Source organism: Ectothiorhodospira haloalkaliphila ATCC 51935, from assembly GCF_000633935.1.
GTDB classification, from domain to species: Bacteria; Pseudomonadota; Gammaproteobacteria; order Ectothiorhodospirales; family Ectothiorhodospiraceae; genus Ectothiorhodospira; species Ectothiorhodospira haloalkaliphila.
This window is the reverse complement of record NZ_KK214996.1, coordinates 285096-310993: the sequence shown is the minus strand read 5'-3', so window position 1 is coordinate 310993 and position 25898 is coordinate 285096. Positions and strand designations below refer to the sequence as shown.

At 63.8% G+C, this 25898-nt stretch carries 24 protein-coding genes and 1 tRNA gene; 19 read left to right on the top strand and 6 right to left on the bottom strand.

The window, feature by feature from the left end:
• Positions 1-21 precede the first annotated feature (21 nt).
• Together ECTHA_RS0103265 and queF are read right to left on the bottom strand one after the other, a co-directional pair.
• The gene (locus ECTHA_RS0103265) at positions 22-1299 is read right to left on the bottom strand and encodes an FGGY-family carbohydrate kinase (protein WP_025282049.1); all 1278 of its coding nucleotides are present in this window, start codon (positions 1297-1299) and stop codon (positions 22-24) included.
• Between the two features lie 359 nt (positions 1300-1658).
• Entirely contained in the window at positions 1659-2048 is a 390-nt protein-coding gene (queF, locus tag ECTHA_RS0103260; protein WP_025282048.1) for a preQ(1) synthase, read from the bottom strand.
• Between the two features lie 111 nt (positions 2049-2159).
• On the opposite strand from queF, the gene smc reads away from it, so the two are divergent.
• The 3 genes from smc to ligA are packed head-to-tail and all read left to right on the top strand — an operon-like array spanning position 2160 to position 8815.
• Positions 2160-5666: a chromosome segregation protein SMC gene (gene smc / locus ECTHA_RS0103255; RefSeq protein WP_025282047.1), complete on the top strand. Its 3507-nt coding sequence runs from the start codon at positions 2160-2162 to the stop codon at positions 5664-5666.
• Between the two features lie 56 nt (positions 5667-5722).
• Positions 5723-6760: a cell division protein ZipA gene (gene zipA / locus ECTHA_RS0103250; RefSeq protein WP_158407558.1), complete on the top strand. Its 1038-nt coding sequence runs from the start codon at positions 5723-5725 to the stop codon at positions 6758-6760.
• Between the two features lie 15 nt (positions 6761-6775).
• Positions 6776-8815 (top strand): NAD-dependent DNA ligase LigA, encoded by a 2040-nt coding sequence (gene ligA, locus ECTHA_RS0103245; protein WP_026623497.1) that lies wholly within the window; start codon positions 6776-6778, stop codon positions 8813-8815.
• A 10-nt stretch (positions 8816-8825) separates the two neighbouring features.
• On the opposite strand, the gene ECTHA_RS0103240 is transcribed toward ligA, so the two are convergent.
• The 3 genes from ECTHA_RS0103240 to ECTHA_RS0103230 all read right to left on the bottom strand — a co-directional run bounded on the left by ECTHA_RS0103240 (position 8826) and on the right by ECTHA_RS0103230 (position 11284).
• Positions 8826-9020, bottom strand: coding sequence for a PA3496 family putative envelope integrity protein (locus ECTHA_RS0103240; protein WP_025282045.1), 195 nt, complete (start codon positions 9018-9020; stop codon positions 8826-8828).
• A gap of 243 nt (positions 9021-9263) precedes the next feature.
• Entirely contained in the window at positions 9264-11036 is a 1773-nt protein-coding gene (locus ECTHA_RS0103235) for a DEAD/DEAH box helicase (RefSeq protein ID WP_025282044.1), read from the bottom strand.
• 161 nt (positions 11037-11197) lie between these two features.
• A tRNA-Leu gene (locus tag ECTHA_RS0103230) sits at positions 11198-11284 on the bottom strand.
• Between the two features lie 206 nt (positions 11285-11490).
• On the opposite strand from ECTHA_RS0103230, the gene queA reads away from it, so the two are divergent.
• Genes queA through secF form a run of 5 tightly spaced genes read left to right on the top strand, consistent with a single transcriptional unit; the run spans position 11491 to position 16880 of the window.
• The gene (gene queA, locus ECTHA_RS0103225) at positions 11491-12537 is read left to right on the top strand and encodes a tRNA preQ1(34) S-adenosylmethionine ribosyltransferase-isomerase QueA (protein WP_025282043.1); all 1047 of its coding nucleotides are present in this window, start codon (positions 11491-11493) and stop codon (positions 12535-12537) included.
• Positions 12527-13642 (top strand): tRNA guanosine(34) transglycosylase Tgt, encoded by a 1116-nt coding sequence (gene tgt, locus ECTHA_RS0103220; RefSeq protein WP_025282042.1) that lies wholly within the window; start codon positions 12527-12529, stop codon positions 13640-13642. The genes queA and tgt overlap by 11 nt, the downstream gene beginning before the upstream one ends.
• A 59-nt stretch (positions 13643-13701) precedes the next feature.
• Positions 13702-14031 (top strand): preprotein translocase subunit YajC, encoded by a 330-nt coding sequence (gene yajC, locus ECTHA_RS0103215; RefSeq protein ID WP_025282041.1) that lies wholly within the window; start codon positions 13702-13704, stop codon positions 14029-14031.
• Between the two features lie 34 nt (positions 14032-14065).
• On the top strand, positions 14066-15928 hold the full coding sequence (gene secD / locus ECTHA_RS0103210) for a protein translocase subunit SecD (RefSeq protein ID WP_025282040.1): 1863 nt from the start codon (positions 14066-14068) through the stop codon (positions 15926-15928).
• Positions 15929-15941: 13 nt separating this feature from the next.
• The gene (secF, locus tag ECTHA_RS0103205) at positions 15942-16880 is read left to right on the top strand and encodes a protein translocase subunit SecF (protein ID WP_025282039.1); all 939 of its coding nucleotides are present in this window, start codon (positions 15942-15944) and stop codon (positions 16878-16880) included.
• Between the two features lie 84 nt (positions 16881-16964).
• Here the strand turns inward: secF and ECTHA_RS0103200 are convergent, their stop codons facing one another.
• Positions 16965-17759: an inositol monophosphatase family protein gene (locus ECTHA_RS0103200; protein ID WP_025282038.1), complete on the bottom strand. Its 795-nt coding sequence runs from the start codon at positions 17757-17759 to the stop codon at positions 16965-16967.
• An 85-nt stretch (positions 17760-17844) separates the two neighbouring features.
• Between ECTHA_RS0103200 and trmJ the strand changes: the two genes are divergently transcribed.
• From trmJ to ndk, 11 genes are all read left to right on the top strand, one after another.
• Positions 17845-18615: a tRNA (cytosine(32)/uridine(32)-2'-O)-methyltransferase TrmJ gene (trmJ, locus tag ECTHA_RS0103195; protein ID WP_084306678.1), complete on the top strand. Its 771-nt coding sequence runs from the start codon at positions 17845-17847 to the stop codon at positions 18613-18615.
• Between the two features lie 97 nt (positions 18616-18712).
• The gene (gene cysE, locus ECTHA_RS0103190; protein ID WP_025282036.1) at positions 18713-19519 is read left to right on the top strand and encodes a serine O-acetyltransferase; all 807 of its coding nucleotides are present in this window, start codon (positions 18713-18715) and stop codon (positions 19517-19519) included.
• Positions 19520-19575: 56 nt separating this feature from the next.
• On the top strand, positions 19576-20085 hold the full coding sequence (locus tag ECTHA_RS0103185) for a Fe-S cluster assembly transcription factor (RefSeq protein WP_025282035.1): 510 nt from the start codon (positions 19576-19578) through the stop codon (positions 20083-20085).
• Positions 20086-20131: 46 nt separating this feature from the next.
• Positions 20132-21355: an IscS subfamily cysteine desulfurase gene (locus ECTHA_RS0103180; RefSeq protein WP_025282034.1), complete on the top strand. Its 1224-nt coding sequence runs from the start codon at positions 20132-20134 to the stop codon at positions 21353-21355.
• Between the two features lie 35 nt (positions 21356-21390).
• A complete protein-coding gene (gene iscU / locus ECTHA_RS0103175) occupies positions 21391-21801 on the top strand; it encodes a Fe-S cluster assembly scaffold IscU (protein WP_025282033.1) in 411 nt (136 codons plus the stop codon).
• 36 nt (positions 21802-21837) lie between these two features.
• Positions 21838-22161 carry an iron-sulfur cluster assembly protein IscA gene (gene iscA, locus ECTHA_RS0103170; RefSeq protein WP_025282032.1) on the top strand — a complete coding sequence of 108 codons (324 nt, stop codon included), beginning with the start codon at positions 21838-21840 and terminating at the stop codon, positions 22159-22161.
• Positions 22162-22183: 22 nt separating this feature from the next.
• Positions 22184-22729 (top strand): Fe-S protein assembly co-chaperone HscB, encoded by a 546-nt coding sequence (hscB, locus tag ECTHA_RS0103165; RefSeq protein ID WP_035369086.1) that lies wholly within the window; start codon positions 22184-22186, stop codon positions 22727-22729.
• A 51-nt stretch (positions 22730-22780) separates the two neighbouring features.
• Positions 22781-24652 (top strand): Fe-S protein assembly chaperone HscA, encoded by a 1872-nt coding sequence (gene hscA / locus ECTHA_RS0103160; RefSeq protein ID WP_025282030.1) that lies wholly within the window; start codon positions 22781-22783, stop codon positions 24650-24652.
• Positions 24653-24674: 22 nt separating this feature from the next.
• On the top strand, positions 24675-25013 hold the full coding sequence (gene fdx, locus ECTHA_RS0103155; protein WP_025282029.1) for an ISC system 2Fe-2S type ferredoxin: 339 nt from the start codon (positions 24675-24677) through the stop codon (positions 25011-25013).
• 21 nt (positions 25014-25034) lie between these two features.
• Positions 25035-25229 (top strand): Fe-S cluster assembly protein IscX, encoded by a 195-nt coding sequence (gene iscX, locus ECTHA_RS0103150; RefSeq protein WP_025282028.1) that lies wholly within the window; start codon positions 25035-25037, stop codon positions 25227-25229.
• Between the two features lie 133 nt (positions 25230-25362).
• Complete coding sequence (gene ndk / locus ECTHA_RS0103145) at positions 25363-25794, top strand: nucleoside-diphosphate kinase (protein WP_025282027.1); 432 nt, start codon at positions 25363-25365, stop codon at positions 25792-25794.
• The last annotated feature ends 104 nt before the right edge of the window (positions 25795-25898 follow it).

The window sequence follows — 25898 nt, the reverse complement described above, 5'->3', positions numbered from 1 at the left end:
GCGGGCACGATCCCGGGTGTGTCAGCCTACCCCCAGTAACGCCGCCCCGTACGCGGCTTCCGTCTCCCTCGCCGCCACCATGGGCACACCACACCGGGCCTCCCGAATCCGGGTCCAGGCCGGATTCCCTGCGCCGCCGCCCACGGTGCGGATGGAGGTCAGAGCCGGCGCCCCCAACTCCCTCAAAAGCGCATATCCCTGCGCCTCAATGGTCGCGATCCCCTCCAGCAGTCCCTGAAAGAAAATCACATCATCCTCCGGTCGGGGCGAGATCTTCGGCGCCATGGCCGGATCACAGACGGGAAAGCGCTCGCCTAAGCCAGGCAGGGGGTAATAGTCCAGGCCGGTGGGCTGTTCGGGCCGCAGTTGTGGCTTCATCCCGGCCATCTCTTTATCGGTAAAGTGCTGACGCAGCACTGCCCCGCCGCTGTTGGAGGCCCCGCCCACCAGCCAGCGGTCGTGCAGACGATGACTGTAGATCCCGTATTGGGGGGCAAAGATGGGGTGATCGGAGAGCAGCTTGATGGCCAGGGTGCTGCCCAGGGAGGTGACCGCCTCGCCGGGGCGATCGGCGCCGGTGGCCAGGAAGGCCGCGATGCTGTCGGTGGTACCGGCGATGATCTGAAGGTCACGCGGCAGTCCCAGTTGCCGGGCCAGGTCGGGCCGGATGGGGGCCAGGGGGGTGCCGGGCGGTGAGACCTGAGGGAGAAGATGGGTCGGTAAGTCCATCGCGTTCAGCCATGCTGGCCAGGCGCGTTCAACCGGGTCGAAGCCCAGCTTCAGGCAGTTGTTCTCATCGCTCAGGCCAAACCGGCCGGTCAGGCACCCGGCAAGCCAGTCGGCTTGATGCAGGGCATGGGCGGCCCGCCCGGCCTGATCCGGGTGGTATTCCAGCCACCACAGGAGCTTGGCCAGGCTGGAACTGGCCCCATGGGCACCGCTGTCACTGGGTGCCACTGCGGCGATGCGGTGGGCCTGCGGGCGTGCCCGGGCGTCGTTGTACATCATTGCAGGCCCGAGAGGGCGGCCCTCGGTATCGGTCAGTAGCAGGGTGGCTGATGTGCCATCAATCGCCAGGGTGTTGGGCGGGCAGGGCAAGCGTCGCGCGAGTTCGTCAAGCACTTGTTGCAGGGCGTTCCACCACAAGACCGGATCCTGTTCCACGGCCGGCCCTTGGCGAACAGGGTTTTCCAGCGCGACATGATGCCTGGCCAGGATCGCCCCATCAGGCGAGACGGCCACCCCGCGACACCCCGAGGTGCCCATGTCGATGCCGAGATGACAATAGGTGTGTGCCATGTTCGGGTGTTTCCTGCTTCTGTCGTGGCCCCTTCCCCCTCACCCCAACCCCTCTCCCCGGCGGGGAGAGGGGCTCAGGATCTTTTGCCGGCAACCGGAAGCCCCGATCTCAACGCCTCTTCGTGGGCGGCGGGTTCCTGTAAGCGGGTGTTCGCCGCATGGAAGCGGCGGTCAAGCCTACAGGGATGTATTCACGGCGTCCCGCTGTAAGGAACCCGCCGCCCGCGAAGAGGCTACCCTCCGAAGCTGAACCCGGGAGAGTGTTGCCTCGAAGTTAAATCCAGGTGATTGTGTCCCCGGAAGTCAAGCCCGGGGGAGTGTGCCCCCCACAGTCAAACCCCGGCGAGCGGACCCCGCACTCAGGGCAGTTTCACCTCTTCAGGCGCCACCCACTGCGGGTCCCGGTGCTCCACCACCACCGTGGTGTATACCCCGCCGCGCACATTGAACTCCGCCGTCAGCCGCATGAACCGGGGCGCAGTCGCCTTCACCAGATCCTCCAGGATGCGGTTGGTCACCGCCTCGTGAAAGGCACCTTCGTCCCGGAAGGACCACACATACAGCTTGAGCGATTTGAGTTCCACACAGCGCTCATCGGGCACATACTCCAGACGCAGTTCAGCAAAGTCTGGCTGACCCGTCTTGGGACACAGGCAAGTGAACTCCGGCACCTGGATACGAATGGTATAATCACGCGCTTTATTGGGGTTTTCAAAGGTTTCCAGTTGCTTACTGGGCTGGGTGGTCATCAGTATCAATCCAGTCTGATCGCGGCGCGCCGGGCGCCACCGCGAGAATCGAGGGTTCATGGGTTACAAGCCGTATAGTTTAGCGTTTTCTTCTGGATTCGGCAGTCCATCATGCGTCTGAGCAAGATCAAGCTCGCCGGATTCAAGTCCTTCGTGGACCCCACCACCATCCCCTTCCCCAGCAACCGGGTGGGCGTGGTGGGCCCCAATGGCTGCGGCAAGTCCAACACCATCGACGCCGTGCGCTGGGTGATGGGCGAATCCTCCGCCAAGTACCTGCGTGGCGATTCCATGGAGGACGTCATCTTCAATGGATCCTCCTCCCGCAAACCCGTCGGCCAGGCCTCCATCGAACTGGTCTTCGACAACAGCGACGGCGGTCTGGGCGGCCAGTACGCCCAATACAACGAGATTGCCATCAAGCGTCGCGTGAGCCGCGACGGGCAATCCCAGTATTTCCTCAATGGCACCCGCTGCCGCCGCCGGGACATCACCGACATCTTCCTGGGCACCGGGCTGGGCCCACGCAGTTACGCCATCATCGAACAGGGCATGATCTCCCGCCTCATCGAGGCCAAGCCTGAGGAACTGCGCGTCTACCTGGAAGAGGCCGCCGGGATCTCCAAGTACAAGGAACGCCGCCGGGAAACGGAAAACCGGATCCGACACACCCGCGAGAACCTGGAGCGCCTGCAGGACGTGCGAGACGAGGTGGAAAAACACCTCAAGCACCTTCAGCGCCAGGCCGAGACGGCGGAGAAGTACAAGTCCCTGCGTGACGAAGAACGTCGGGTCAAGGCCGAACTGCTGGCCCTTCGCCTGCGGGATCTGGATCAGGAGGCCCAGCGGCGCGAACAGACCCTGCGCACCCAGGAAACCCGCCTGGAAGAGGTGGTGGCCTCGCAGCGCCAGCAGGAAACCGCCCTGGAACGCGATCGCCAGGCCCTGCATGAGGCCAACGAAACCCTCAACCAGGTACAGGGGCGCTACTACCGTCTCGGTGCCGACATCTCCGGCACCGAGCAGTCCATACGCCATCATAAGGAGATGCAGGAACGCCAGTCCCGGGAACTGCAGCAGGCCGAACAGGCCCAGGCAGAAACCACGGGGCATATCCAGGCCGACGAAGAACGCCTGGTGGACGTGCTCGCCGCCCTGGAAGATCTGGAACCCGAGCACGAAGTGGGCAACGAGGCCCTGGAAGAGGTCAATGAGCGCCTCTCCGAAGCCGAGCAGGCCATGAACGACTGGCAGGGGCGCTGGGAGGATTTCAATCGACGCGCCGCCGAGCCCAGCCAGGTGGCCCAGGTGGAGCGCGCCCGCCTGGAGCAGCTGGAGAACCAGATCGGTCAGCTGGATGCCCGCCATGGGCGGCTGGACGATGAACTCAAGGGCTTGTCCACCGAGGGGTTGCAAGCAGAGATCGATACCGTGGCCGAAGAGGTGGAACAGGCCCGGGAACAGGAACGGGCGCTGCAAGGCACCCTTCGGGAGACGGCAGACTGTATTCAGGAAAATCGGGATGAAAGCCGCACCCAGGCGGCGGAACTGGAAGAATGGCGCCGCCGCCTGCAGGCGCACGGCGGTCGGCTGGCCTCGCTGGAGGCGCTGCAGCAGGCGGCCCTGGGCAAAGAGACCAGAACCCTGGTGGACTGGCTGGAAGGCCAGGGCCTGGACGGCGCGCCGCGACTGGGCGAGGCTCTGGATGTGGAACCCGGTTGGGAAAAGGCTGCCGAGACCGTGCTCGGACCCTTCCTGGAAGCGGTCTGCGTGGAGGACCTGGAGGCGGTGGCCCGGGTCACCGGCAGCCTGGAGCAGGGGCAGCTGGTTCTCTTTGAAGAGGCTGGGAAGCCCCCTGCCGAGACCGGCAAGGGCGACCTGCTGGCCCATCGGGTCACCACCCGCCTGCCTCTGGACACCCTGCTCAGAGGCATTCACACCGCGCCGGATCTGGATGCCGCCCTGGCCCTGCGCCCCCGTCTTGAGCCTCACGAATCCGTGATCACACCCGAGGGCCTGTGGTTGGGCCCCCGGTGGCTGAGGATCGCCCGGGATCATGACGAGCACGCCGGGCTACTGGCTCGTGACAAGGAGATCCGCAGCCTCAAGGAAGAGATCGAGACACTCAGGGAAGCCGTCGATACCCGCCAGACCCTGATCGAGGATCAGCGTGAAACCCGGCGTGAACTGGAAGCCGAGCGGGATCGGCTGCAGCAGGAGGTCAATGGGGCCCACCGCACGGTGTCCGACCTGCAGGCCCAGCTCAGCAACCGCCAGACCCGTCTGGAGCAGATGGAAACCCGCATCCAGCGCGTTTCCGACGAGATGGCAGACATCCGTCAGACCCGCGAACGCGACGCGCAGGCGCTGCAGCAGGCTACCCGCAAGCGCAACGAAGCGGTGTCACAGATGGAGGTCCTGGCCCGGGAGCGGGAAGGGCTGGATGCGGAACGGGACACCTTGCGCCAAAGCCTGGAGGCGGTGCGCAGCGAGGCCCGCACGCGACGCGACGCGGTTCACCAGGTGGCCCTGCAGGTGCAGTCCCTCACGGCATCACGGGATGCCACCCAGCAGAGCCTCACCCGCATGCGCAGCCAGGCCTCGCAACTGGAGCTGCGCCTGGAGACCCTGCGCGAATCCCTGGACGCCTCCGGCGAGCCCATCCTGGAACTGGAAACCACCCTGGAGACCCTGGTCGGCGAGCGCGTGGCCCTGGAGGACGAACTGGCCCGGGCACGAGCCCAGGTGCAGTCTCTGGAGGCGCGGATGCGCGAGACGGATCAGGCGCGGGTCACCCAGGAGCGGGAGGCCGAATCCCTGCGCCAGGGCCTGGATGAATTGCGCATGGCCTGGCAGGAGATTAAGGTTCGAAGGCAGACCAGTCTGGAACAATTGCAGGAGAGCGGGTTCGAAGCCGACACCCTGCTGGCACAACTGGACGCCGAGGCCGGCGTGGAGGCCTGGCAGTCGCGGGCCGATGAGCTGGCCCAGCGTATCCAGCGCCTGGGGGCCATCAACCTGGCGGCCATCGACGAATACCGGGAGCAGAGCGAGCGGAAACAGTACCTGGACAATCAGTACGCGGATCTGGTGGAGGCCCTGGAAACCCTGGAAAATGCCATCCAGCGCATCGACCGGGAGACACGCTCCCGGTTCCGGGAAACCTTTGAACGGGTGAACCTGCGGCTCAAGGAGATGTTCCCACGCCTGTTCGGGGGCGGCCAGGCTCACCTGGAGATGACCGGCGATGATCTGCTCACCACCGGGGTGGCAGTGCTGGCGCGCCCCCCTGGCAAGCGCCTGTCCACCATCCATCTGATGTCCGGTGGTGAGAAGGCGCTCACAGCAGTGGCCCTGGTATTTGCCATCTTCGAGCTCAACCCGGCACCCTTCTGCATGCTGGATGAGGTGGACGCGCCACTGGACGAGGCCAATGTGGGTCGTTTCTGTGATCTGGTGAGGGAGATGTCGGAACGGGTGCAGTTCATCTTCATCACCCACAACAAGGCCACCATGGAAATGGCCGATCAACTCATTGGCGTGACCATGCGGGAGCCGGGTGTGTCGCGGCTGGTCACAGTGGATGTGGAAGAGGCGGCGCAGATGGCCATTGGCTGATCGGCACGGCACCCTTTGAAACCGAATACAGAGACAGGACCGGGGAGATGGATACGTTGCGTTGGATTCTACTGTTACTGGGGATCATGATCCTGGCCGGGATCTACCTGGCCGGGCGCGTCCGCCAGCCGCGTCGTCCCCGTGATCTGGACGACGACGGGATTGATGCCGATGAGTTGGAGCACGTGCATATTCGTGCCGACGAGGGCTTCACGCCGTCGTCTTCGCGGAGAGAGGGGCAGTCCGTGGATGAGGATCCCCTGGCGTCGCAGCGCGAGGAACCCGTTTTTGACGAGGTGGGCGTGGGCAAGGTGCGGGTGGTTCACCGTGATGAGCCCCGCAAGGACGATGCCGAGCCCTCCTGGGGCCAGGAAACTTCGCCGGACCCGGTTCCCGCTTCGGAAAAGGTCGAGTCCGTGCCCGCCGAGCGCCCGGCCAGGCCGACGCGCTCCCGCAGCCACGGTGGCGCAAGCCGGCGCCCTCGTGGCGGGAAGTCGAGTCTGCTTGCCCGACTCAAGGGCAGCCTACCGAAGCCTTCCATGCCCGCCATCAAGGCGCCTCGCATGCCCGACCTGGGCCAGTTTTTCCGGGGCAGGAAGGCCGACTCGAGTCAATCGGACGCGGCGTTGGCCGAAGAGAACGAAGCCGGGTCCGCCACGCAGCCGGAGGCCGATGACAAGATCATCGTCCTGCATGTGGTGGCCCCCAATCAGGATCGGTTTCTGGGGGTGAACCTGCAGGCGGCCCTGGCCGACATGGGCCTGCAGCATGGTGATCTGGGTATTTATCATCTGAACGTTTCCGACGGTCAGCGCAACTTCACCCTGTTCAGCCTGGCCAATATGGTCAAGCCGGGCACCTTCGACCCGGAGACCATGGACGAATTCACCACCCCGGGCGTGAGCCTGTTCCTGCGCCTGCCGGGGCCCTGTGATCCCCTGGAAAGCTTCGATGCCATGCTTACCTGTGCCGAGAAGCTGGCGGAACGCCTGAACGGACAGGTGCTGGATGCCTCCCGCAGCGCAGTGACGCCCCAGGGCAACCAGCACACCCGGGAGGATATCCGGCAGTGGAAGCTGCGCAGGGGGCTGTGATCGCAAGTGACGCCGATGAATGATGCCGTACCCGAGGCCGCCCGGGAGAAGGCGGCGGACCTGCGCAGCCAGCTGGATCATCATGACTACCGCTACTACGTCCTGGATGACCCGGAGATACCGGATGCCGCCTATGACCAGTTGATGCGCCAGTTGCAGGCCCTGGAGGCAGAATATCCCGACCTGGTCACGCCCGACTCGCCCACCCAGCGGGTGGGTGGCTCCCCCCTGGAGGGCTTTCCCGAGGCCCGCCATCTGTTGCCCATGCTGTCTCTGGATAATGCCTTCGAGGAAGCCGAAGTGCTGGCCTTCGATCAGCGCCTGCGCGAACGCCTGGATACCCACGACACCCTGGAATATGCGGTGGAGCCCAAACTGGATGGCCTGGCGGTGAGCCTGCTCTACGAGGACGGCCAGCTGGTGCGGGGAGCCACCCGGGGGGACGGCACCACGGGCGAGGACATCACCTCCAATATCCGCACCATTCGTGCCATCCCCTTGAGGCTTCAGGGGCAGGATCATCCGCCCCGCGTGGAGATTCGCGGGGAGGTCTACATGGAGAAGGCTCGTTTTGAGGAACTGAACGCCCGGGCTCGGGAGAGCGGTGGCAAGGTCTTCGTGAATCCCCGTAACGCCGCTGCCGGCAGCCTGAGGCAGTTGGACCCCCGGATCACCGCTGAGCGCCCCCTGTCGTTCTTTGCCTATGGCGTGGGGCAGGTGGAGACAGGCAGCCTGAGCGATACCCAGGGCGGGACCCTGGATGAACTGGCCCGCTGGGGCCTGCGGGTATGCCCGGAGCGTGACGTGGTCAGCGGCGGCGAGGGGTGCCTGGAATACTACGAGCGGATCCGCGCGGCCCGGGATTCGCTCCCCTACGAGATCGATGGGGTGGTGTACAAGGTCAATTCCCTTCGCCTGCAGCAGGAACTGGGCTTCGTCTCCCGGGCGCCGCGCTGGGCCATCGCCCATAAATACCCTGCTCAGGAGCAGATCACGGTGCTCAAGGATGTGGAATTCCAGGTGGGCCGCACCGGGGCGGTGACGCCGGTGGCCCGACTGGAACCGGTCTTTGTGGGGGGCGTGACCGTGAGCAATGCCACGTTGCACAACATGGACGAGGTCCTGCGCAAGGACGTGCGCATCGGCGACACGGTGATCGTGCGCCGCGCGGGCGATGTGATCCCCGAGGTGGCGGGCGTGGTGAAGGAGCGCCGCCCCGACGATGCCCGCGCCATCGTCATGCCCGACACCTGTCCGGTGTGCGGCTCATCGGTGGTCCGGCCCGAAGGGGAGGCGGTTTCCCGCTGCTCCGGCGGGCTCTACTGCGGTGCCCAGCGTCGCGAGGCCATCAAGCATTTCGCCTCGCGCCGGGCTCTGGATATCGAGGGCCTGGGGGACAAGCTGGTGGAGCAACTGGTGGACCAGGGCCTGGTGGACCATGTGGATGGCCTGTACGCCCTGGATGCCGCCACCCTGGCGGGCCTGGAGCGCATGGGCGAGAAATCGGCGGCCAATCTGGTGAACGCCCTGGAGAAGAGCAAGCAGACCACGCTGGCCCGGTTCATCTTTGCCCTGGGCATTCGCGAGGTGGGCGAGGCCACGGCCCGGGGCCTGGCGGCCCATTTCGGCAGCCTGGATGCCCTGATGGCGGCGGATACCGAGGCCCTCATGCAGGTGCCGGATGTGGGGCCCAAGGTGGCCGAGCATGTATCGGCATTTTTCGCCCAGGAACATAATCGCCAGGTCATTCAAGCCCTGAGAGAGGCCGGCGTGCGCTGGGACGAGCACGAACCGGCTGCCCAGCCATCGGAAGAGGATCAGCCGCTGGCCGGTTGCACCTATGTGCTCACCGGCACCCTGTCATCCATGACCCGGGATGAGGCCGGCGCCCGCTTGCGGGCGCTGGGGGCCAAGGTGTCGGGCAGTGTGTCGAAGAAGACCACCGGCGTGATCGCCGGGGAGGCCGCCGGCTCCAAGCGCGACAAGGCGGAACAGCTGGGGGTGCCGGTGCTGGACGAGGCGGCGCTGATGGCATTGCTGGGGGAAGGGGCGTGAACGGAGACGCCTAGTGCCAGTCCCATTCTCCGTCGTTCAGGGGGCCGTCGTCGAAGGCGTCCTCCAGGCGGCGGCGCAGGGCCTTGCGCTCCAGGTACAACTCCAGGGAGCGGCGGGCGGAGAGTCGCTTGGGCGATTCTTCATCCTTCCAGTCAAAGGCGGGTTCGTCATCGTCGGCCATCACGGCGTCGTGGGACAGGCTCATGTCAATCGGATCTCCAGGATCATGGTGTCTGAGCGAGCCTTATAAACCTTTCCCCGAAATGCGCAACATGATTGTTTTTATCAATCATCCCAAGAAAGATTGATGCCTGGATGCCGGATGAAGCACCCAAGAAAAAGGGCCGCTCACCGATGGTGAGCGGCCCTTTAAAACTCAGGTTCGGCCACAAACACTCCCTTCTTCCTCAGGGGGAGAAGGGCTCATCAGGGCATCAGGCCCGATGGATCAGGACCGCCGGGCCTGCCGACGTGGACCTGCCTTGCGAGGGGCGTTGAAGCGACGAGGTGCACCACGGTCCGGGGAAGCGTCATTGATGGGGCGCAGCCCCAGTTTCTGACCACAGACCCATACCTTCTTCAGGTGATTCAGCAACGCCGGGGGCATCTGCGCAGGCAGATCCACGGTGGCGTGATCTTCACTGATGTCGATCTTGCCGATATGGGAATTGTCCAGCCCGCCCTCATTGGCGATGGCGCCCACCAGGTTACCTGGCTTGAGGCCGTGCTGGTGACCCACGTCCACCAGGAAGCGCTGCATGCCCTCATCCACTGCCTGTCCACGGCCGCCGCCACCTTCGCGCTTGCGCTTGGGCGGACGCTGACCACCGTCCATGCTCCGCTCGCGGCCCTTGCGGGGTCCTCGTTCCGGTGCAGGCCGGGGCATTTCCCGGCTCTCATCCAGCAGTAGCGGGGTGTCACCCTGGGCCATATGGGCCAGGGCAGCTGCCACGTTCATGGGGTCGGCATCATTTTCCTTCACGTACTCGGCCACCAGGTTCTGGAAGAACTCCAGGTCCTGGCCACCCAGGGTGTCGGCGATCTGCTGACGGAAGCGTTCCACGCGACGTTCGTTCACGTCGCGGGTGGTGGGCATGTGCATGGCCTCGATCGGCTGGCGCGTGGCCCGTTCAATGGCCTGCAGCATGCGCTGTTCGCGGGGTGCCACGAACAGGATGGCTTCACCCGGACGACCGGCGCGCCCCGTGCGACCGATGCGGTGCACGTAGGATTCCGTGTCATGGGGGATGTCGTAGTTGACCACATGGCTGATGCGCTCCACGTCCAGACCACGCGCTACCACATCGGTGGCCACGACGATGTCCAGCTGGCCGCGTTTGAGGCGTTCCACCACCCGCTCGCGCAGGTTCTGCGGGATGTCACCGTTCAGGGGTTCGCAGGCATGGCCGCGGGCAGCCAGCTTCTCGGCCAGCTCCACTGTTTCGGTCTTGGTGCGCACGAACACCAGCATGGCATCAAAGTCTTCATGCTCCAGCAGGCGCGTGAGGGCATCCAGCTTGTGCAGGCCACTGACCCGCCAATAGCGCTGACGGATGGTGGACGCCGTGCTGGTGGTGGAGGCGATACGCACTTCCTGAGGAGATTTCAGGTGCTTGCGGGCCACCTTGCGGATCACGTCGGGCATGGTGGCGGAGAACAGCGCCAGCTGACAGGTGGATGGGGTCTGTTCCAGCACCCATTCCACATCGTCGATGAAACCCATGCGCAGCATCTCGTCGGCTTCATCCAGTACCAGAGCGGTCAGGTTTTCCAGGCGCAGTGTGCCTCGGCGCATGTGATCCATGACCCGGCCGGGCGTGCCCACGATCACCTGGGCGCCGCGCTTGAGCTGCCGCAGCTGCACGGTGTAGGACTGCCCACCGTAGATGGGCAGCACGTGAAAGTCGGGCATGTGCCGGGCGTAGGTTTCGAAGGCCTCTGCCACCTGGATGGCCAGTTCCCGGGTGGGGGCCAGTACCAGGATTTGAGGATACTGGACATTGGGGTTCAGTTTGGCCAGCAGCGGCAGGGCGAAGGCCGCCGTCTTGCCGGTGCCGGTCTGCGCCTGGCCCAGCAGGTCCTGGCCGGAGAGCAGCACGGGGATGCTCTGAGCCTGGATCGGCGTGGGTTCTTCGTAGCCGCTCTCGTCAAGGGATTTAAGGATGGATGCGGGCAAGCCCAGCGCCGCAAACGCGGCTGGGGTAAGGTTTTCCTGATTCAATGTGATGACCTGTGGAAGAGTAGGAAGGGAGGGGCACTGATCACGAACACGTGCCTGTAATGCACTGGGCCCCCGGATCTCGAAGCGGTGAACCGTTACTGTGCTCAGGTCCGCTCGAAGACCCGCCTATTCCACGGTGTGCCGCTTGGGCTGGATTCGTTTGGTGCCGGGAGCGAGAATCGAACTCGCACTCTGTTGCCAGAACCGGATTTTGAGTCCGGCGCGTCTACCAGTTCCGCCATCCCGGCTGAATCCAATCCGTCATTATAGTGATAATCTTGGGGCAAGGATAGCCCTTGTGGGTGGATTCGGCATGGGCGGACCATTCCATTAGGGAGCTTTGGGGTTTTTCTCATGGGGCAGAGCCCCTCTCTCGCTGGCGGGAGGGGGGTTGGGGTGAGGGTGCCCATGCCTCAGTCGCCCCCTGGCCCCAATCCTGCTACCATCGCGCGCCATGCAAGTCCGCGATTTCGACTTTTTCCTCCCTCAGGAACTCATTGCCCAGGCCCCGCTGCCCGATCGCGGCGGGGCCCGTCTGCTGTGCCTGGATGGGCCAACTGGACAACTGGCGGACCGGCAGATCCGTGATCTTCCAGAGTTGTTGTCTCCCGATGACCTGCTGGTGTTTAACGACACCCGCGTCATCCCGGCGCGCCTCAAGGGCCACAAGGTGGAGACGGGCGGGCAGGTGGAAGTCCTGGTGGAGCGCATCACCGGTCGACAGGCGGCCTTGGCCCATGTGCGGGCGAGCAAGGCCCCCGGGCCCGGTACCCGGCTGTGCCTGGAGGGCGTGGTGGAGGCAACGGTGGAAGGTCGAGACGGGGATCTGTTCGTGCTCGTTTTCGATGCGCCGGTGCTGGATCAACTGGAACGGCACGGTCATATGCCCTTGCCACCTTATATTACCCGGGAAGATACCGAGGAAGACCGGCAGCGCTACCAGACCGTGTTTGCCAGGGAGCCCGGTGCCGTGGCCGCCCCGACGGCGGGTCTGCATTTCGATGATGCCTTGCTGGCGGCCATCCGTGCCCGAGGGGTGGAAACCGCCTCGGTGACCCTCCACGTGGGGGCCGGTACCTTCCAGCCGGTACGCGTGGCCGATACCCAGGATCATGTGATGCACGCCGAATGGGTGCGGGTCACCCAGGACACCTGCGATCAGGTGACCCGCTGCCGGGCCCGCGGCGGGCGTGTGGTGGCGGTGGGTACCACCAGCGTGCGTTGTCTGGAGACCGCTGCAGCCGGTGGCGAACTGATTCCCTTCGAGGGAGACACGCGCTTGTTCATTACCCCCGGCTTTGAATACCGGGCCGTCGATGCCATGGTCACCAATTTTCATCTGCCCCAGTCCACGCTGCTGATGCTGGTCTGTGCCTTCGGGGGCCAGGCGGCGGTGCTGGCCGCCTATCAACATGCGGTACGTCAGCAGTACCGATTCTTCAGTTACGGGGATGCCATGTTCATCACTGCCCAACGCGGGGCCCAGCGCGATGCAGTTTGAGTTACTTGGTCAGGATGGCGCTGCGCGTCGCGGGCAGCTTCGCTTTGATCGCGGCACGGTGGAAACGCCGGCCTTCATGCCCGTGGGCACCTACGGCACCGTGAAGGCCATGACCCCGGAGGAACTGGAGGGCCTGGGGGCCCAGATCATCCTGGGCAACACCTTCCATCTGATGCTTCGCCCCGGCACGGACGTGATCCAGGCCCATGGGGATCTGCATGACTTCATGCACTGGGAGAGGCCGATCCTGACGGATTCGGGTGGTTTTCAGGTGTTTTCCCTGGCAGAACTGCGCAAGATCACCGAGAAAGGCGTGCGCTTTCGCTCGCCGGTGGACGGCTCCCCCATCCTGCTCACCCCTGAGCGGTCCATGGAGGTGCAGCGGGCGCTGGGCTCGGACATCGTCATGATCTTCGATGAGTGCACGCCGCACCCGGCCACCGAGGATCAGGCACGGGAGTCCATGGAGCTCTCCCTGCGCTGGGCGGCCCGCTCCCGCCAGGCCCACGGCGATAACCCATCGGCCCTGTTCGGCATTGTTCAGGGCGGCATGTACGACGGCTTGCGCCGCCGCTCCCTGGACGGCCTGATGGAGATCGGGTTCGACGGCTATGCCATCGGTGGACTGTCGGTGGGAGAAACGGAAGAGGAACGCCACCGGGTGCTGGATGGCCTGATGCCACACATGCCGGTGCAGCGGCCCCGCTATCTCATGGGCGTGGGGCGGCCCGAGGACATCGTCGAGGCGGTGCGGCGAGGGGTGGACATGTTCGATTGCGTGATTCCCACCCGCAATGCCCGCAACGGTTTCCTTTACACCCGCGAGGGCGTGATGCGCATCCGCAATGCCCGTTTTCGGGATGACACCGGGCCCATCGACCCCCATTGCGATTGCTACACCTGCCGAAACTACTCCCGTGCCTATCTCAAGCATCTGGACAAGTGCAACGAGATGCTGGCCAGTCGTCTGGCCACCATCCACAACCTGTACTTCTACCAGACCCTGATGCGGGAGATGCGCGAGGCCATCGCTCAGGGGCAGCTGGGCGCCTGGGTGGCCGAGTTCCATGGGCGACGCGCGCAAACCCCACGGTCTATGCCATAATGCCGGCCTTTCAAGGGCCCAAACCCTGTCGATCTGTCAACTGCTAAGGAGTCCCACGCATGAACTTCCTGATTTCCGACGCGTATGCCCAGCAGGGCCAGGCCGCCGGAGGCGGTTTCATCGAGTTTCTGATCATGATCGTGATCTTCTTTGCGATCATGTACTTCCTGATCATCCGCCCGCAGAGCAAGCGCGCCAAGGAACACAAGGCGATGGTGGATGGCCTGAACAAGGGCGACGAGATCGTCACCCAGGGCGGCCTGGTGGGCAAGATCACCCAGGTGACCGACAACTTCATCAAGGTGGAGGTGTCCGAGGGCAACACGGTGAATGTTCAGCGCCAGTCGGTGGCCACCGTTCTGCCAAAAGGCACGATGAAGGACATCTGATCCTCCACGTCGATCTCCCAACGCTGGTCTTGTCATGAACGCTTATCCTTCCTGGAAGTACCTGCTCATCGTGGTCGTGATCCTGGTGGGCCTGGTCTACTCGTTGCCCAACCTGTTTCCCGAGGATCCGGTGGTGCAGATCGCCCACTCCGTCACGGACGAGGTGGATGAGGATACCCGGATGCAGATCCGGGCGATCCTGGAAGGGCGGGGCGTCGACATCAAGGCCGAGGAGTTCGACGGCAGCCAGATGATGCTGCGGTTCGATTCCACGGATGATCAGATGCGTGCCGCAGACATCCTGCGCACCGCCCTGCCTGATCAGCATTCCGTGGGACTGAACCTGGCCCCGGCCACGCCCAACTGGCTGCGGGCCATCAATGCCCGGCCCATGTCGCTGGGGCTGGACCTGCGCGGTGGTGTCCACTTCCTGATGGAAGTGGACATGGATGCCGTCGGTGACAACGTGGCCGAGCGTTATACCAGCGAGTTCCGCACTGTACTGCGTGACGAGCGCATCCGGTATCTGGCAGTGGAGCGGGATGGCAGCTCCGTGGAGGTGCGTTTCGAGGATCAGGCCAGTCGGGACGAGGCACGTGATCTGCTGCGGCGTGAGTATCGCGGTGACCTGGATTTCAGTACGCGCCAGTCCGGTGACACGCATATCCTGACGGCCAACATCAGCAGCGATCAGCTGGATGCCCAGCGTCGCCTGGCCCTGCAACAGAACATCACCACACTGCGTAACCGGGTGGATGAACTGGGTGTGGCCGAGCCCGTGATCCAGCAACAGGGCGAGAATCGCATCGTCGTCCAGTTGCCGGGCGTGCAGGACACCGCCCGCGCCAAGGAGATCCTGGGGGCCACGGCCACACTGGAGTTTCGCCTGGTGGATGAGGCCAACGATCCCTTCGAGGCCGAGCGCACCGGCCGCGTGCCCGCCAACTCCCGACTCTATTACGAACGTGACGGCAATCCGGTGCTGCTGCAGCGCCGGGTGATGCTCACCGGGGACTTCATCAACGACGCCAGTTCCGGCATTGCTCAGGACACCGGCGGCGCGGCGGTATTCATTAATCTGGACGGCCAGGGCGCACGCATCTTCAGTCGGGTGACCGGCGAGAATATCGGTCGCCTCATGGGCGTGGTCTTCATCGAGACCACCACCGAAACGGTGGAGGAAGACGGTGAAATGGTCCGCCAGACCACTCGCTCGGAGGAGGTCATCAACGTGGCCCGCATCCAGGACCAGTTGGGCCGCCGCTTCCAGATCACGGGTCTGGATAGCACCCGCGAAGCCCGCAACCTGGCCCTGCTGCTGCGTGCCGGTGCCCTGGCCGCACCCATGAGCATTGTCGAGGAACGCACCGTCGGCCCCAGCCTGGGTCAGGACAACATCGAGCGCGGCTTCAACTCGGTGATCATCGGCTTTGCGCTGGTGCTGGTCTTCATGGCGCTTTACTACCGGGCCTTTGGTCTGGTGGCCAATGTGGCGCTCACCCTGAATCTGGTCCTGATCGTGGCGATACTCTCCATGCTGCAGGCCACGCTCACGCTGCCGGGGATCGCCGGTATCGTGCTCACCGTGGGCATGGCGGTGGATGCCAACGTGCTGATCTTCGAGCGAATACGCGAAGAAATCAGGAATGGCAACTCACCCCAGGCTTCCATACAGGCGGGTTATGCGCGGGCGCTTTCCACCATTGCCGACGCCAACATCACGACCCTGATTGCGGCGGTGGTGCTGTTCATGTTCGGTACTGGCCCCATCAAGGGCTTCGCCATCACCCTGTCCATCGGCATCCTGGTGTCCATGTTCACGGCCCTGATGGTGACTCGCGCCATTATCAATCTGACTTATGGTCGTCAGCGTCGCCTCAAGACGCTCTCCATTTGAAGGCGGCAAAATGATGAAGCTTAATTTCGCCAACGCCAATATCGATTTCCTGGGCCAGCGACGCATCGCCCTGAGCGTTTCAGCCGTCCTGCTGGTGGCCTCCATCCTGCTGCTGGTGTTTCGCGGGCTGAACTTTGGTATCGACTTTACCGGTGGCACCCTGATAGAGGTGGGCTATCCGGAGCCCGTCGAGCTGGAGGAGATTCGCGACCAGCTTGAGATGGGCGGTTTTGATCGGGCCACGGTGCAGAACTTTGGCACCTCCCGGGATGTGCTGATCCGTCTGGCGCCCCGGGAGGGAGAGGAGAGCGCTGAGCTGTCCGAGGAAGTGCTGCAGGTTCTGCGCAGTGGTGGGCCCGAGGGGGTGGATCTACGCCGGGTGGAGTTCGTGGGCCCGCAGGTGGGGGATGAATTGCGCGAGCAGGGCGGTCTGGCCATGCTCTATGCCCTGTTCGGTATCCTGATTTATGTGGCCCTGCGCTTTGAGTGGCGGTTTTCCCTCGGCTCGGTCGCGGCCCTGGTTCACGACGTCACCATCACGCTGGGGATCTTCTCGCTGTTCTGGCTGGAGTTCGACCTCTCGGTGCTGGCAGCCATACTGGCAGTGATCGGTTATTCCCTGAATGACACCATCGTGGTGTACGACCGTATCCGGGAGAACTTCCGTCGGCTGCGCAAGGATGCCGTGGAGAAGGTCATGAACAAGTCGGTGAACCAGATCCTGTCGCGGACCATCATCACCAGTTTCACCACGTTGCTGGTGCTGTTCTGCCTGTTCCTGCTGGGTGGTGCGGTGATCCAGAACTTCGCCTTGGCATTGATCATCGGTGTGCTGGTGGGGACCTATTCCTCGATCTATGTGGCGGCGGCCCTGGCCCTGGTGCTGGGTGTGGACCGCACGGTGATGCTGCCGGTGAAGAAGGAAGGGGAAGAGCTGGAGGAGCAGCCGTAAGGCGCCGTTTGGGCTTCCTGCTCGCAGCCCTCCACCCTCACCCCAACCCCTCTCCCGCCAGCGGGAGAGGGGCTCGGACTGGCTTCACCCCTCCCGGTTCACCACCGGGTGCAAGCGCTGCAGCATGGCCTTGAACACCTTCGGACCGGCGGCGACCACATTGCCCGTCGTCAGGTACTCCGGGCCGCCGCGCAGGTCGCCCACCAGGCCGCCGGCCTCCTGAATCAGCAGCACACCCGCGGCCATGTCCCATTCATTCAGGCCAATCTCCCAGAAACCATCCAGGCGACCGCAGGCCACGTAGGCCAGGTCCAGGGCGGCGGAGCCGGGGCGGCGTACACCGGCCGTGCCGGGCAGCAGGGCCTTGAGGGTCCGCAGGTAGTAGTCCAGGTCCTGATCCTCTCGGAAGGGAATGCCTGTGCCCAGCAGGGTGCCAGAGAGATCCTTGTGCTGACTCACGCGGATGCGACGATTATTCAGGAAGGCGCCGGCACCTCGGGTGGCCACGAACAGTTCCTCCTTGATGGGGTCGTACACCACCGCCTGCTCCAGGCGCCCGCGCTGTTTCAGGGCGATGGAAACGGCAAACTGGGGGATGCCATGGATGAAATTCGTGGTACCGTCCAGGGGGTCGATCACCCAGATGAATTCCCGGTTGATATCATGCTCACCGCTTTCCTCGGCCATGATGCCGTGGTCCGGGTAGGCCCGCTGAATGACGCGGATGATCTCCCGCTCGGCGTTGCGATCCACTTCCGTGACAAAATCATTGGGCTGCTTGTCCTGGATCTTGAGGGTATCCACCCGATTGGCACTGCGGGCGATGACCTGACCTGCGGCGCGGGCGGCCTTGATGGCGGTGTTCAAAAACGGATGCATGGCGAGGGTGTCCGACTGATTTTGAAGGAAACGACGTCGTATCCGCGAAGGGTACGGGAAGATGGCGAACCATACACAACCCGCGATGACAATTGAAGCAACCCAAGACACAAACATCCTGAACCAGGTACGCATCGTTCTGGTGAACACCACACACCCGGGTAATGTGGGTGGCGTGGCCCGGGCCATGAAGAACATGGGGCTGAGTGATCTGCATCTGGTGAACCCTCAGGGCTACCCAAGTGCCGAGGCCACTGCCCGGGCCTCCGGGGCGGATGATCTGCTGGCCAGGGCCCGGGTGCATGAGGATCTGGATGCGGCGCTGGTGGGCTGTCAACTGGTGCTGGGGACCAGCGCCCGGCAGCGCACCTTGCGGTGGCCCCAGCACGAGCCCAGGCAGGCGGCCGCCGAACTGCTTGCCGCAGCCCGATCCGGCCCCGTGGCATTGCTGTTTGGTCGCGAACGCACTGGCCTGACCAACGAGGAACTGGACCGTTGTCATGCCCTGGTGAACATCCCCGCCAATCCCGAATACAGTTCCCTGAATCTGGCGGCAGCGGCGCAGGTGCTCAGCTATGAGCTACGCATGACCGCCCTGGAAGGTCGGGCCGCCCAGGCTTCGGCGGCGGAGTCCGGCGGTGAATTGCCGGCGCCCCATGAGGACGTGGAGCGCTTCTACGCCCACCTGGAGGACACCCTGCGGGTGCTGGACTTCCTGGACCCGGACAATCCTCGGCATCTGATGCGTCGCTTGCGCCGTCTGTTTGGTCGTGTTCGCCTCACCATCAACGAGGTGAATATCCTGCGTGGCATCCTTGCCCATGCGGCCAAGGGCCGCAAGGACCCGGCGCCTTGACCGCTCAAGAGCCAGCCGTTCAACCGGTTTCGATCCACTTTCCGTGAAGTAGTACAATGCGCTTTCCACACTGAGGAACTCGGGTACCAGGGAGCCTATGCTTCAGCGTCTGCGAGAGGATGTCCGCTGCGTCTTTGAACGCGACCCGGCGGCGCGTAACACCTTTGAGGTGCTCACCACCTACCCGGGTGTGCACGCCCTGCTGATCCATCGGATAAGCCATTGCCTCTGGAGTCGCGGTGTGCGCTGGCCGGCCCGTTTCCTGGCCTATTTCGGGCGATGGCTGACCGGCGTGGAGATCCACCCGGGGGCCACCATCGGTCGGCGCTTTTTCATCGACCATGGCATGGGCGTGGTCATCGGCGAGACCGCCGAGATTGGTGACGACTGCACGCTGTATCATGGCGTGACCCTGGGTGGCACCACCTGGCACAAGGGCAAGCGTCACCCGCAGCTTGAAGACAATGTGGTGGTGGGGGCGGGCGCCAAGATACTCGGGCCCATACGGATAGGCGAGGGGGCCCGCATCGGGTCCAATGCCGTGGTGCTCAAGAAGATACCGCCCGGCGCCACCGTGGTGGGCATTCCCGGTCGTATCATCACACCCCGCTCCGACGACCAGAAACGCCGCGAGGTCATGGCTCAGAAGATGGGGTTCGACGCTTACGGCATGACCGACGACATGCCCGACCCGGTGGCCGTGGCCATCAACCGCATTCTCGATCACCTGCACACCCTGGATCACCGTCTGGATGAGACCTGTCACGCCCTCAAGGAGATGGGGGGTGATGTGGACGATTCCCATATCCGCGAGATCGAACCCGGGGAGCTGGGCGGGCTGGCCCTGGACACGGAAGATGGCAACGCTGAAACCAGCGTGGTCAATCGGCGGAATAATACTTGACTAAAAAGATAGGGTATAGCTAGTATACCCGGACGGATCATACGGGAGAGAGGGCAATGAGACTGACAACCAAGGGGCGCTACGCCGTCACCGCCATGCTGGACCTGGCGCTACATAACGACCAGGGACCGATATCCCTTGCGGATATCTCCGGACGACAGGGTATCTCACTGTCGTACCTGGAACAACTGTTCGCCCGACTGCGCAAGCGCGGCCTGGTGCTCAGCACCCGGGGCCCTGGCGGAGGTTACACCCTGAGCCGCCCCCCCAGTGAGCTGGCCATTGCCGATGTGATCTCGGCGGTGGACGAAAAGGTGGACACCACCCGTTGTGGTGGCACGGTGGATTGCCAGAACAACGAACGCTGTCTCACCCACGACCTGTGGTCCGACCTGAGCAGTCAGATCTATGATTTTCTCGCCAACATCACCCTGGGCGATGTGATGAAACGCAACGGTGTGCAGGAGGTGGCCGCACGCCAGGACAAGGCCATGGGTGGCCAGCCCGTGAGCATGCCCCGCGCATCGGCTGCTCCGGTGAGCGCCGCGTCGGAATCGGTGGAATAGGGCTGGTTTTCAGGCCGCCTATGGGATCGTTTGTAAGGAGAGAGCAGTGAGCAATATCCAACTACCCATCTATCTGGATTACTCGGCCACCACGCCGGTGGATGAGCGCGTGGCCGAAAAGATGGTCGGATTCATGACCCGCTCCGGTTGCTACGGTAACCCCGCCTCCCGTTCCCACAGCTTCGGGTGGACGGCAGAGAAGGCCGTGGAGACCGCCCGCGAGCAGGTGGCCGCCCTGGTGGGTGCCGACCCCCGTGAGATCATCTGGACCAGCGGTGCCACGGAGGCTGACAACCTGGCCATCAAGGGGGCTGCGCACTTCTACCAGAAGAAGGGTCGCCATATCGTCACCCTGAAGACAGAGCACAAGGCTGTGCTCGATCCCTGCAGGCAGCTGGAACGTGAGGGTTTCGAGGTCACCTATCTGGATCCTGAGCCCAATGGTCTGCTGAATCTGAACAAGCTTGAGGCTGCCCTGCGGGAAGACACGATCCTGGTGTCCGTGATGCACGTGAACAACGAGATCGGTGTCATCCAGGATCTGGAGGCCATTGGTCAGCTCACCCGCGCCCGGGGCATCGTCTTCCATGTGGATGCCGCCCAGTCCGCCGGCAAGATCCCGCTGAACCTCTCCTCCCTGCCGGTGGACCTGGCAAGCTTTTCCGCCCACAAGATCTATGGCCCCAAGGGCGTGGGTGCCCTTTATGTGTCCCGCAAGCCTCGGGTGCGTCTGGAGGCCCAGATGCATGGCGGTGGTCATGAGCGTGGTCTGCGCTCCGGCACCCTGGCCACCCACCAGATCGTGGGCATGGGTGAGGCCTTCCGCATCGCCGGTGAGCAGATGGATGTCGAAGCGACTCGTGTGCTCCAGTTGCGCGATCGCCTGTGGGCCGGCCTGAGCGCCATGGAGGAGGTCTATCTCAACGGTGACCTGGAACACCGCGTGGCGGGCAATCTGAACGTCTCCTTCAACTTCGTGGAGGGCGAGAGCCTGATCATGGCCCTCAAGGACATCGCCGTCTCCTCCGGTTCGGCCTGCACCAGTTCCAGCCTGGAACCCTCCTACGTCTTGCGTGCCCTGGGGCGTGATGACGAACTGGCCCACAGTTCCATCCGCTTTTCCATTGGCCGCTACACCACCGTCGAGGAAGTCGATTACACCGTGGAGCTGGTCAGGGCCGCAGTGCAAAAACTGCGCGACCTGTCCCCCCTGTGGGAAATGCACCAGGAGGGGATCGACCTGAAATCCGTGGAATGGGTGGCCCACTGATCTTCCGCCCGATCTGAACATTGAGGTAAGCACACATGGCCTATAGCGACAAAGTACTCGATCACTACGAAAACCCTCGCAACGTCGGGGCAATGGACAAGAACGACACCTCCGTGGGTACCGGCATGGTGGGAGCCCCCGCCTGCGGCGACGTGATGAAGCTGCAGATCAAGGTGAATGATGCCGGCGTGATCGAGGACGCCAAGTTCAAGACCTACGGCTGTGGCTCGGCGATTGCCAGTTCCAGCCTGCTCACCGAGTGGGTGAAGGGCAAGACCCTGGAAGAAGCGGGCGCCATCAAGAACACCCAGATCGCCGAGGAACTGGCCCTGCCGCCGGTGAAGATCCATTGCTCGGTGCTGGCCGAGGATGCCATCAAGGCCGCCATCGACGATTTTCGCCAGAAGGGCGGCAAGACGACCGATGCCGCGCAAGATAGCGCATAAATCCTTGAACTGATCATTGAACGAAGGAGAACAGGCATGGCCATCCAGTTGACCGATACCGCCGCCCAGCGGGTGCGCACCTTCATGGAAAAACGCGGCAAGGGTGTGGGCCTGCGTCTGGGCGTGAAGACCACCGGATGCTCCGGCATGGCCTATGTGATGGAGTTTGCCGATGAACTGGAAGAGGGCGATACGGTATTTGAGGACAAGGGCGTGAAGCTCATCGTCAATCCGCGCAGCCTGGTCTATCTGGACGGCACCGAGCTGGATTACACCCGGGAAGGTCTGAATGAAGGCTTCAAGTTCAACAATCCCAACGAGGCCTCCCGTTGTGGTTGTGGCGAGAGCTTTGGCGTCTGACGGGCGTCACAGGAGCGCACAGGTGGATCTGGACTTCAGTCGCAATTATTTTGAGCTGTTTGGTCTTCCTCAGCGGTTTCGGGTGGATCAGCAGGCCTTGATGTCGGCCTATCGCGAGTTGCAGTCTGCGCTGCACCCGGACCGTTTTGCCCACTCGGACGACCAGGCTCGTCGGCTGGCGGTGCAGGGAGCCTCCCATGTGAACGAGGCCTACGCCACGCTCAAGGATGACGGGCTGCGGGCCCGTTACCTGCTCGGTCTCAAGGGCGCGGGTGTGGACGTGGAAAAGGAATCTGCCCATGACCCTCAGTTTCTCCTGGAGCAGATGGAACTGCGCGAGGCTCTGGAGGAAGTGGACCAGGCCGCCGATCCTCTGGCAGCGCTGGACGCCCTGAGCTCGGACATCGAAACGCGCTACACGCAGATGCTGGACGCCTTCGAGGCCGCCTTTGAAGCCAACGACCTGGAGGCCGCCCGGCAGGAAGTCCTGAAGCTCCGCTTTTTCGACCGCCTGCGCGAAGAAGTTGCGCGCATCTCCGAGCGGCTTGAAGACCAACTGCTGGGCTGAGCCCACGTAGGTCCCGGGCCGCGACGCACTCCAATCACGGGTTCTATCGCCATGGCGCTATTGCAGATTTCCGAACCGGGTATGTCTCCCGACCCACACCAGCATCGACTGGCGGTGGGTATCGACCTGGGGACCACAAACTCCCTGGTGGCCACCGTGCGCAACGGCGTGGCCGAGACCCTGCCCGACGAAAAGGGTCGCCACCTCATGCCCTCGGTGGTGCACTACCCCGACCAGGGGCCGCCCCAGGTGGGGCAGGAGGCCCGTGGCTACTCGGCCCTGGATCCGCTGAACACCCTCTCCTCCGTCAAGCGCCTGATGGGGCGTGGCGTGGGTGACCTCAAGACCGTGGCCGGGCATATTCCTTACGACTTCGTGCCCGGCGATGGCGGCGTACCACGTATCCGCACCCGCCAGGGTGATGTCACCCCCGTGGAAGTCTCGGGCGAGATTCTCAAGGCCCTGCGCGCCCGGGCCGAGGCCTCCCTGGGTGGCGACCTGGAAGGGGCAGTGATCACCGTGCCTGCTTATTTTGACGATGCCCAGCGTCAGGCCACCAAGGATGCCGCCCGCCTGGCCGGTCTGAACGTTTACCGCCTGCTCAACGAACCCACCGCCGCCGCCATCGCCTATGGGCTCGACAAGGGACAGGAAGGCGTGATTGCCGTCTTCGACCTGGGTGGCGGCACCTTCGATGTGTCCATACTGCGCCTCAACAAGGGCGTTTTCGAGGTGCTGGCCACCGGTGGCGACAGTGCCCTGGGTGGTGATGATTTCGATAGGGCCATTGCTGGCTGGATGATGCAGGAGGCCGGCATCGAGGGTGATACCGGCCACCACCGCATGCGTCAGATCATGATGGATGCCTGCGCGGTCAAGGAGGCCCTCTCCGAGCGGGACGAGGCCAGGCTCAAGGTGGCGGTGTCGGATTCCGACTACTGGTCCGGCTGCATCACCTGCGAACAAATGAACTGCCTCATCGATCCCCTCATCAACAAGACCCTGGCCGCCTGCCGCCGCGCCATGCGCGACGCCAAGGTGAAGCCCGAAGAGATACTGGACGTGGTCATGGTGGGCGGTTCCACCCGGGTGCCGCGGGTACGCGAACGGGTGGGCGAGTTCTTTGGCCGTACCCCTCGACTGGACATCGACCCGGACAAGGTGGTGGCCGTGGGTGCCGCCCTGCAGGCAGATATCCTGGCCGGCAACAAGCCGGGTGACGACATGCTGCTGCTGGACGTGATCCCCTTGTCCCTGGGCATCGAAACCATGGGCGGTCTGGTGGAGCACATCATTCCGCGCAATACCACCATCCCCGTGAGTCGTGCCCAGGAATTCACCACTTTCAAGGACGGGCAGAACGCCATGGCCCTGCATGTGGTGCAGGGTGAGCGGGACCTGGTGGATCACAACCGCTCCCTGGCCCGGTTCACCCTCTCCGGTATCCCCGCCATGGTGGCCGGGGCCGCCCGTGTACGGGTGACCTACCAGGTGGATGCCGACGGCCTGCTCAGTGTCGACGCCCGGGAAATGGTCAGCGGTGTCCGGTCCAGTATTGAGGTCAAGCCCTCCTATGGGCTCACCGACAACGAAATCGAGACCATGCTCACCGACTCCCGCAGCCATGCCCAGGAAGACATGCTGGCGCGGCGCCTGCGCGAACAGCAGGTGGAGGCCGATCGTGTCCTGGAAGCCCTGGACTCCGCCCTGGGGGCCGATAGCGAACTGCTCAGCCAGGAAGAGCTCAAGGACATCCGCAAAGCGCGCGAACAATTGGTGACCGCTCGCGAGGGCGATGACCACGAGGCGATCGCCAGGGCCATCAAGGGCCTGGAGAAGGCCAGTGAGGATTTCGTGGCCAAGCGCATGAATCAAAGCGTGCGCAAGGCCATGTCAGGCCATCGCGTCGAAGAATTCGAATAAACCACCCGGAGCCGAGCATCACATGCCCAACATCATCTTCCTGCCCCATGAGGAGATCTGCCCCGAAGGGGCATCCGTCGAGGCCGAGGCCGGTACCAGCATCTGCGACGCGGCCCTGGCCAATGGCATCGAGATCGAGCACGCCTGCGAAAAATCCTGTGCCTGCACCACCTGCCATGTCTACGTGCGCGAGGGCATGGACTCCCTGGAGGACCCCACCGAGGACGAGGAGGACCTGCTGGACAAGGCCTGGGGCCTGGAGCCCGACTCCCGCCTGTCCTGCCAGGCACGGGTGGCCGACAAGGACCTGGTGGTGGAAATCCCCAAATACACCCTCAATCAGGTGTCCGAACACCACTAAGGGAGGAATGCTGCCATGTCGCTGAAATGGACCGACACCCTGGACCTCGCCATCGCTCTGCAGGACGCCCACCCGGACGTGGACCCCAGGAACGTGAACTTCGTGGATTTGCGCAACTGGATCATGGCCCTGCCCGAGTTCGACGACGACCCCGATCGCTGCGGCGAACGCATCCTGGAAGCCGTGCAACTGGCCTGGATGGAAGAGGAAGACTAGAAAGCCCCACCCATGAACCGCATTGTCTGAACACCCCCCCACAGGGTAATATTCGCTCTCTACATCCTCTCCCGGCGGAGGCCCCGTGGCCCCCGCCGCCTTCGTGTTTCCATATCATCGCTGGAGTTGCCGAATGGCCGTTGAACAAACCCTTTCCATCATCAAGCCCGATGCCGTTGCCAAGAACGTGATTGGCGAGATCTACAGCCGTTTCGAGAAGGCTGGCCTGACCATCGTCGCCGCCCGCATGATGCAACTCAGCCGTGAACAGGCCGAAGGCTTCTATGCCGTGCACAAGGATCGCCCGTTCTTCAACGACCTGGTCAGCTTCATGATCAGCGGCCCGGTCATGGTGCAGGCACTGGAAGGTGAAGACGCCATCGCCAAGAACCGCGAACTGATGGGCGCCACCAACCCCAAGGAAGCCGCCCCCGGCACCATCCGCGCCGATTTCGCCGTCAGCATCGATGAAAATGCCGTGCACGGCTCCGACGGTGCCGACACGGCCAAGCAGGAAATCGCCTACTTCTTCAAGCCCGAGGAAGTCTGCAAGCGCATCCGCTGAAGTCAGCGAAACGCAAGCAGTCAAAGCCGCGGGTACCCCTGGGGTGGCCGCAGGCCCCGGGGGCCGGGACCCGGCCCCCGACCACAACCCCGGCCCGATGCCGG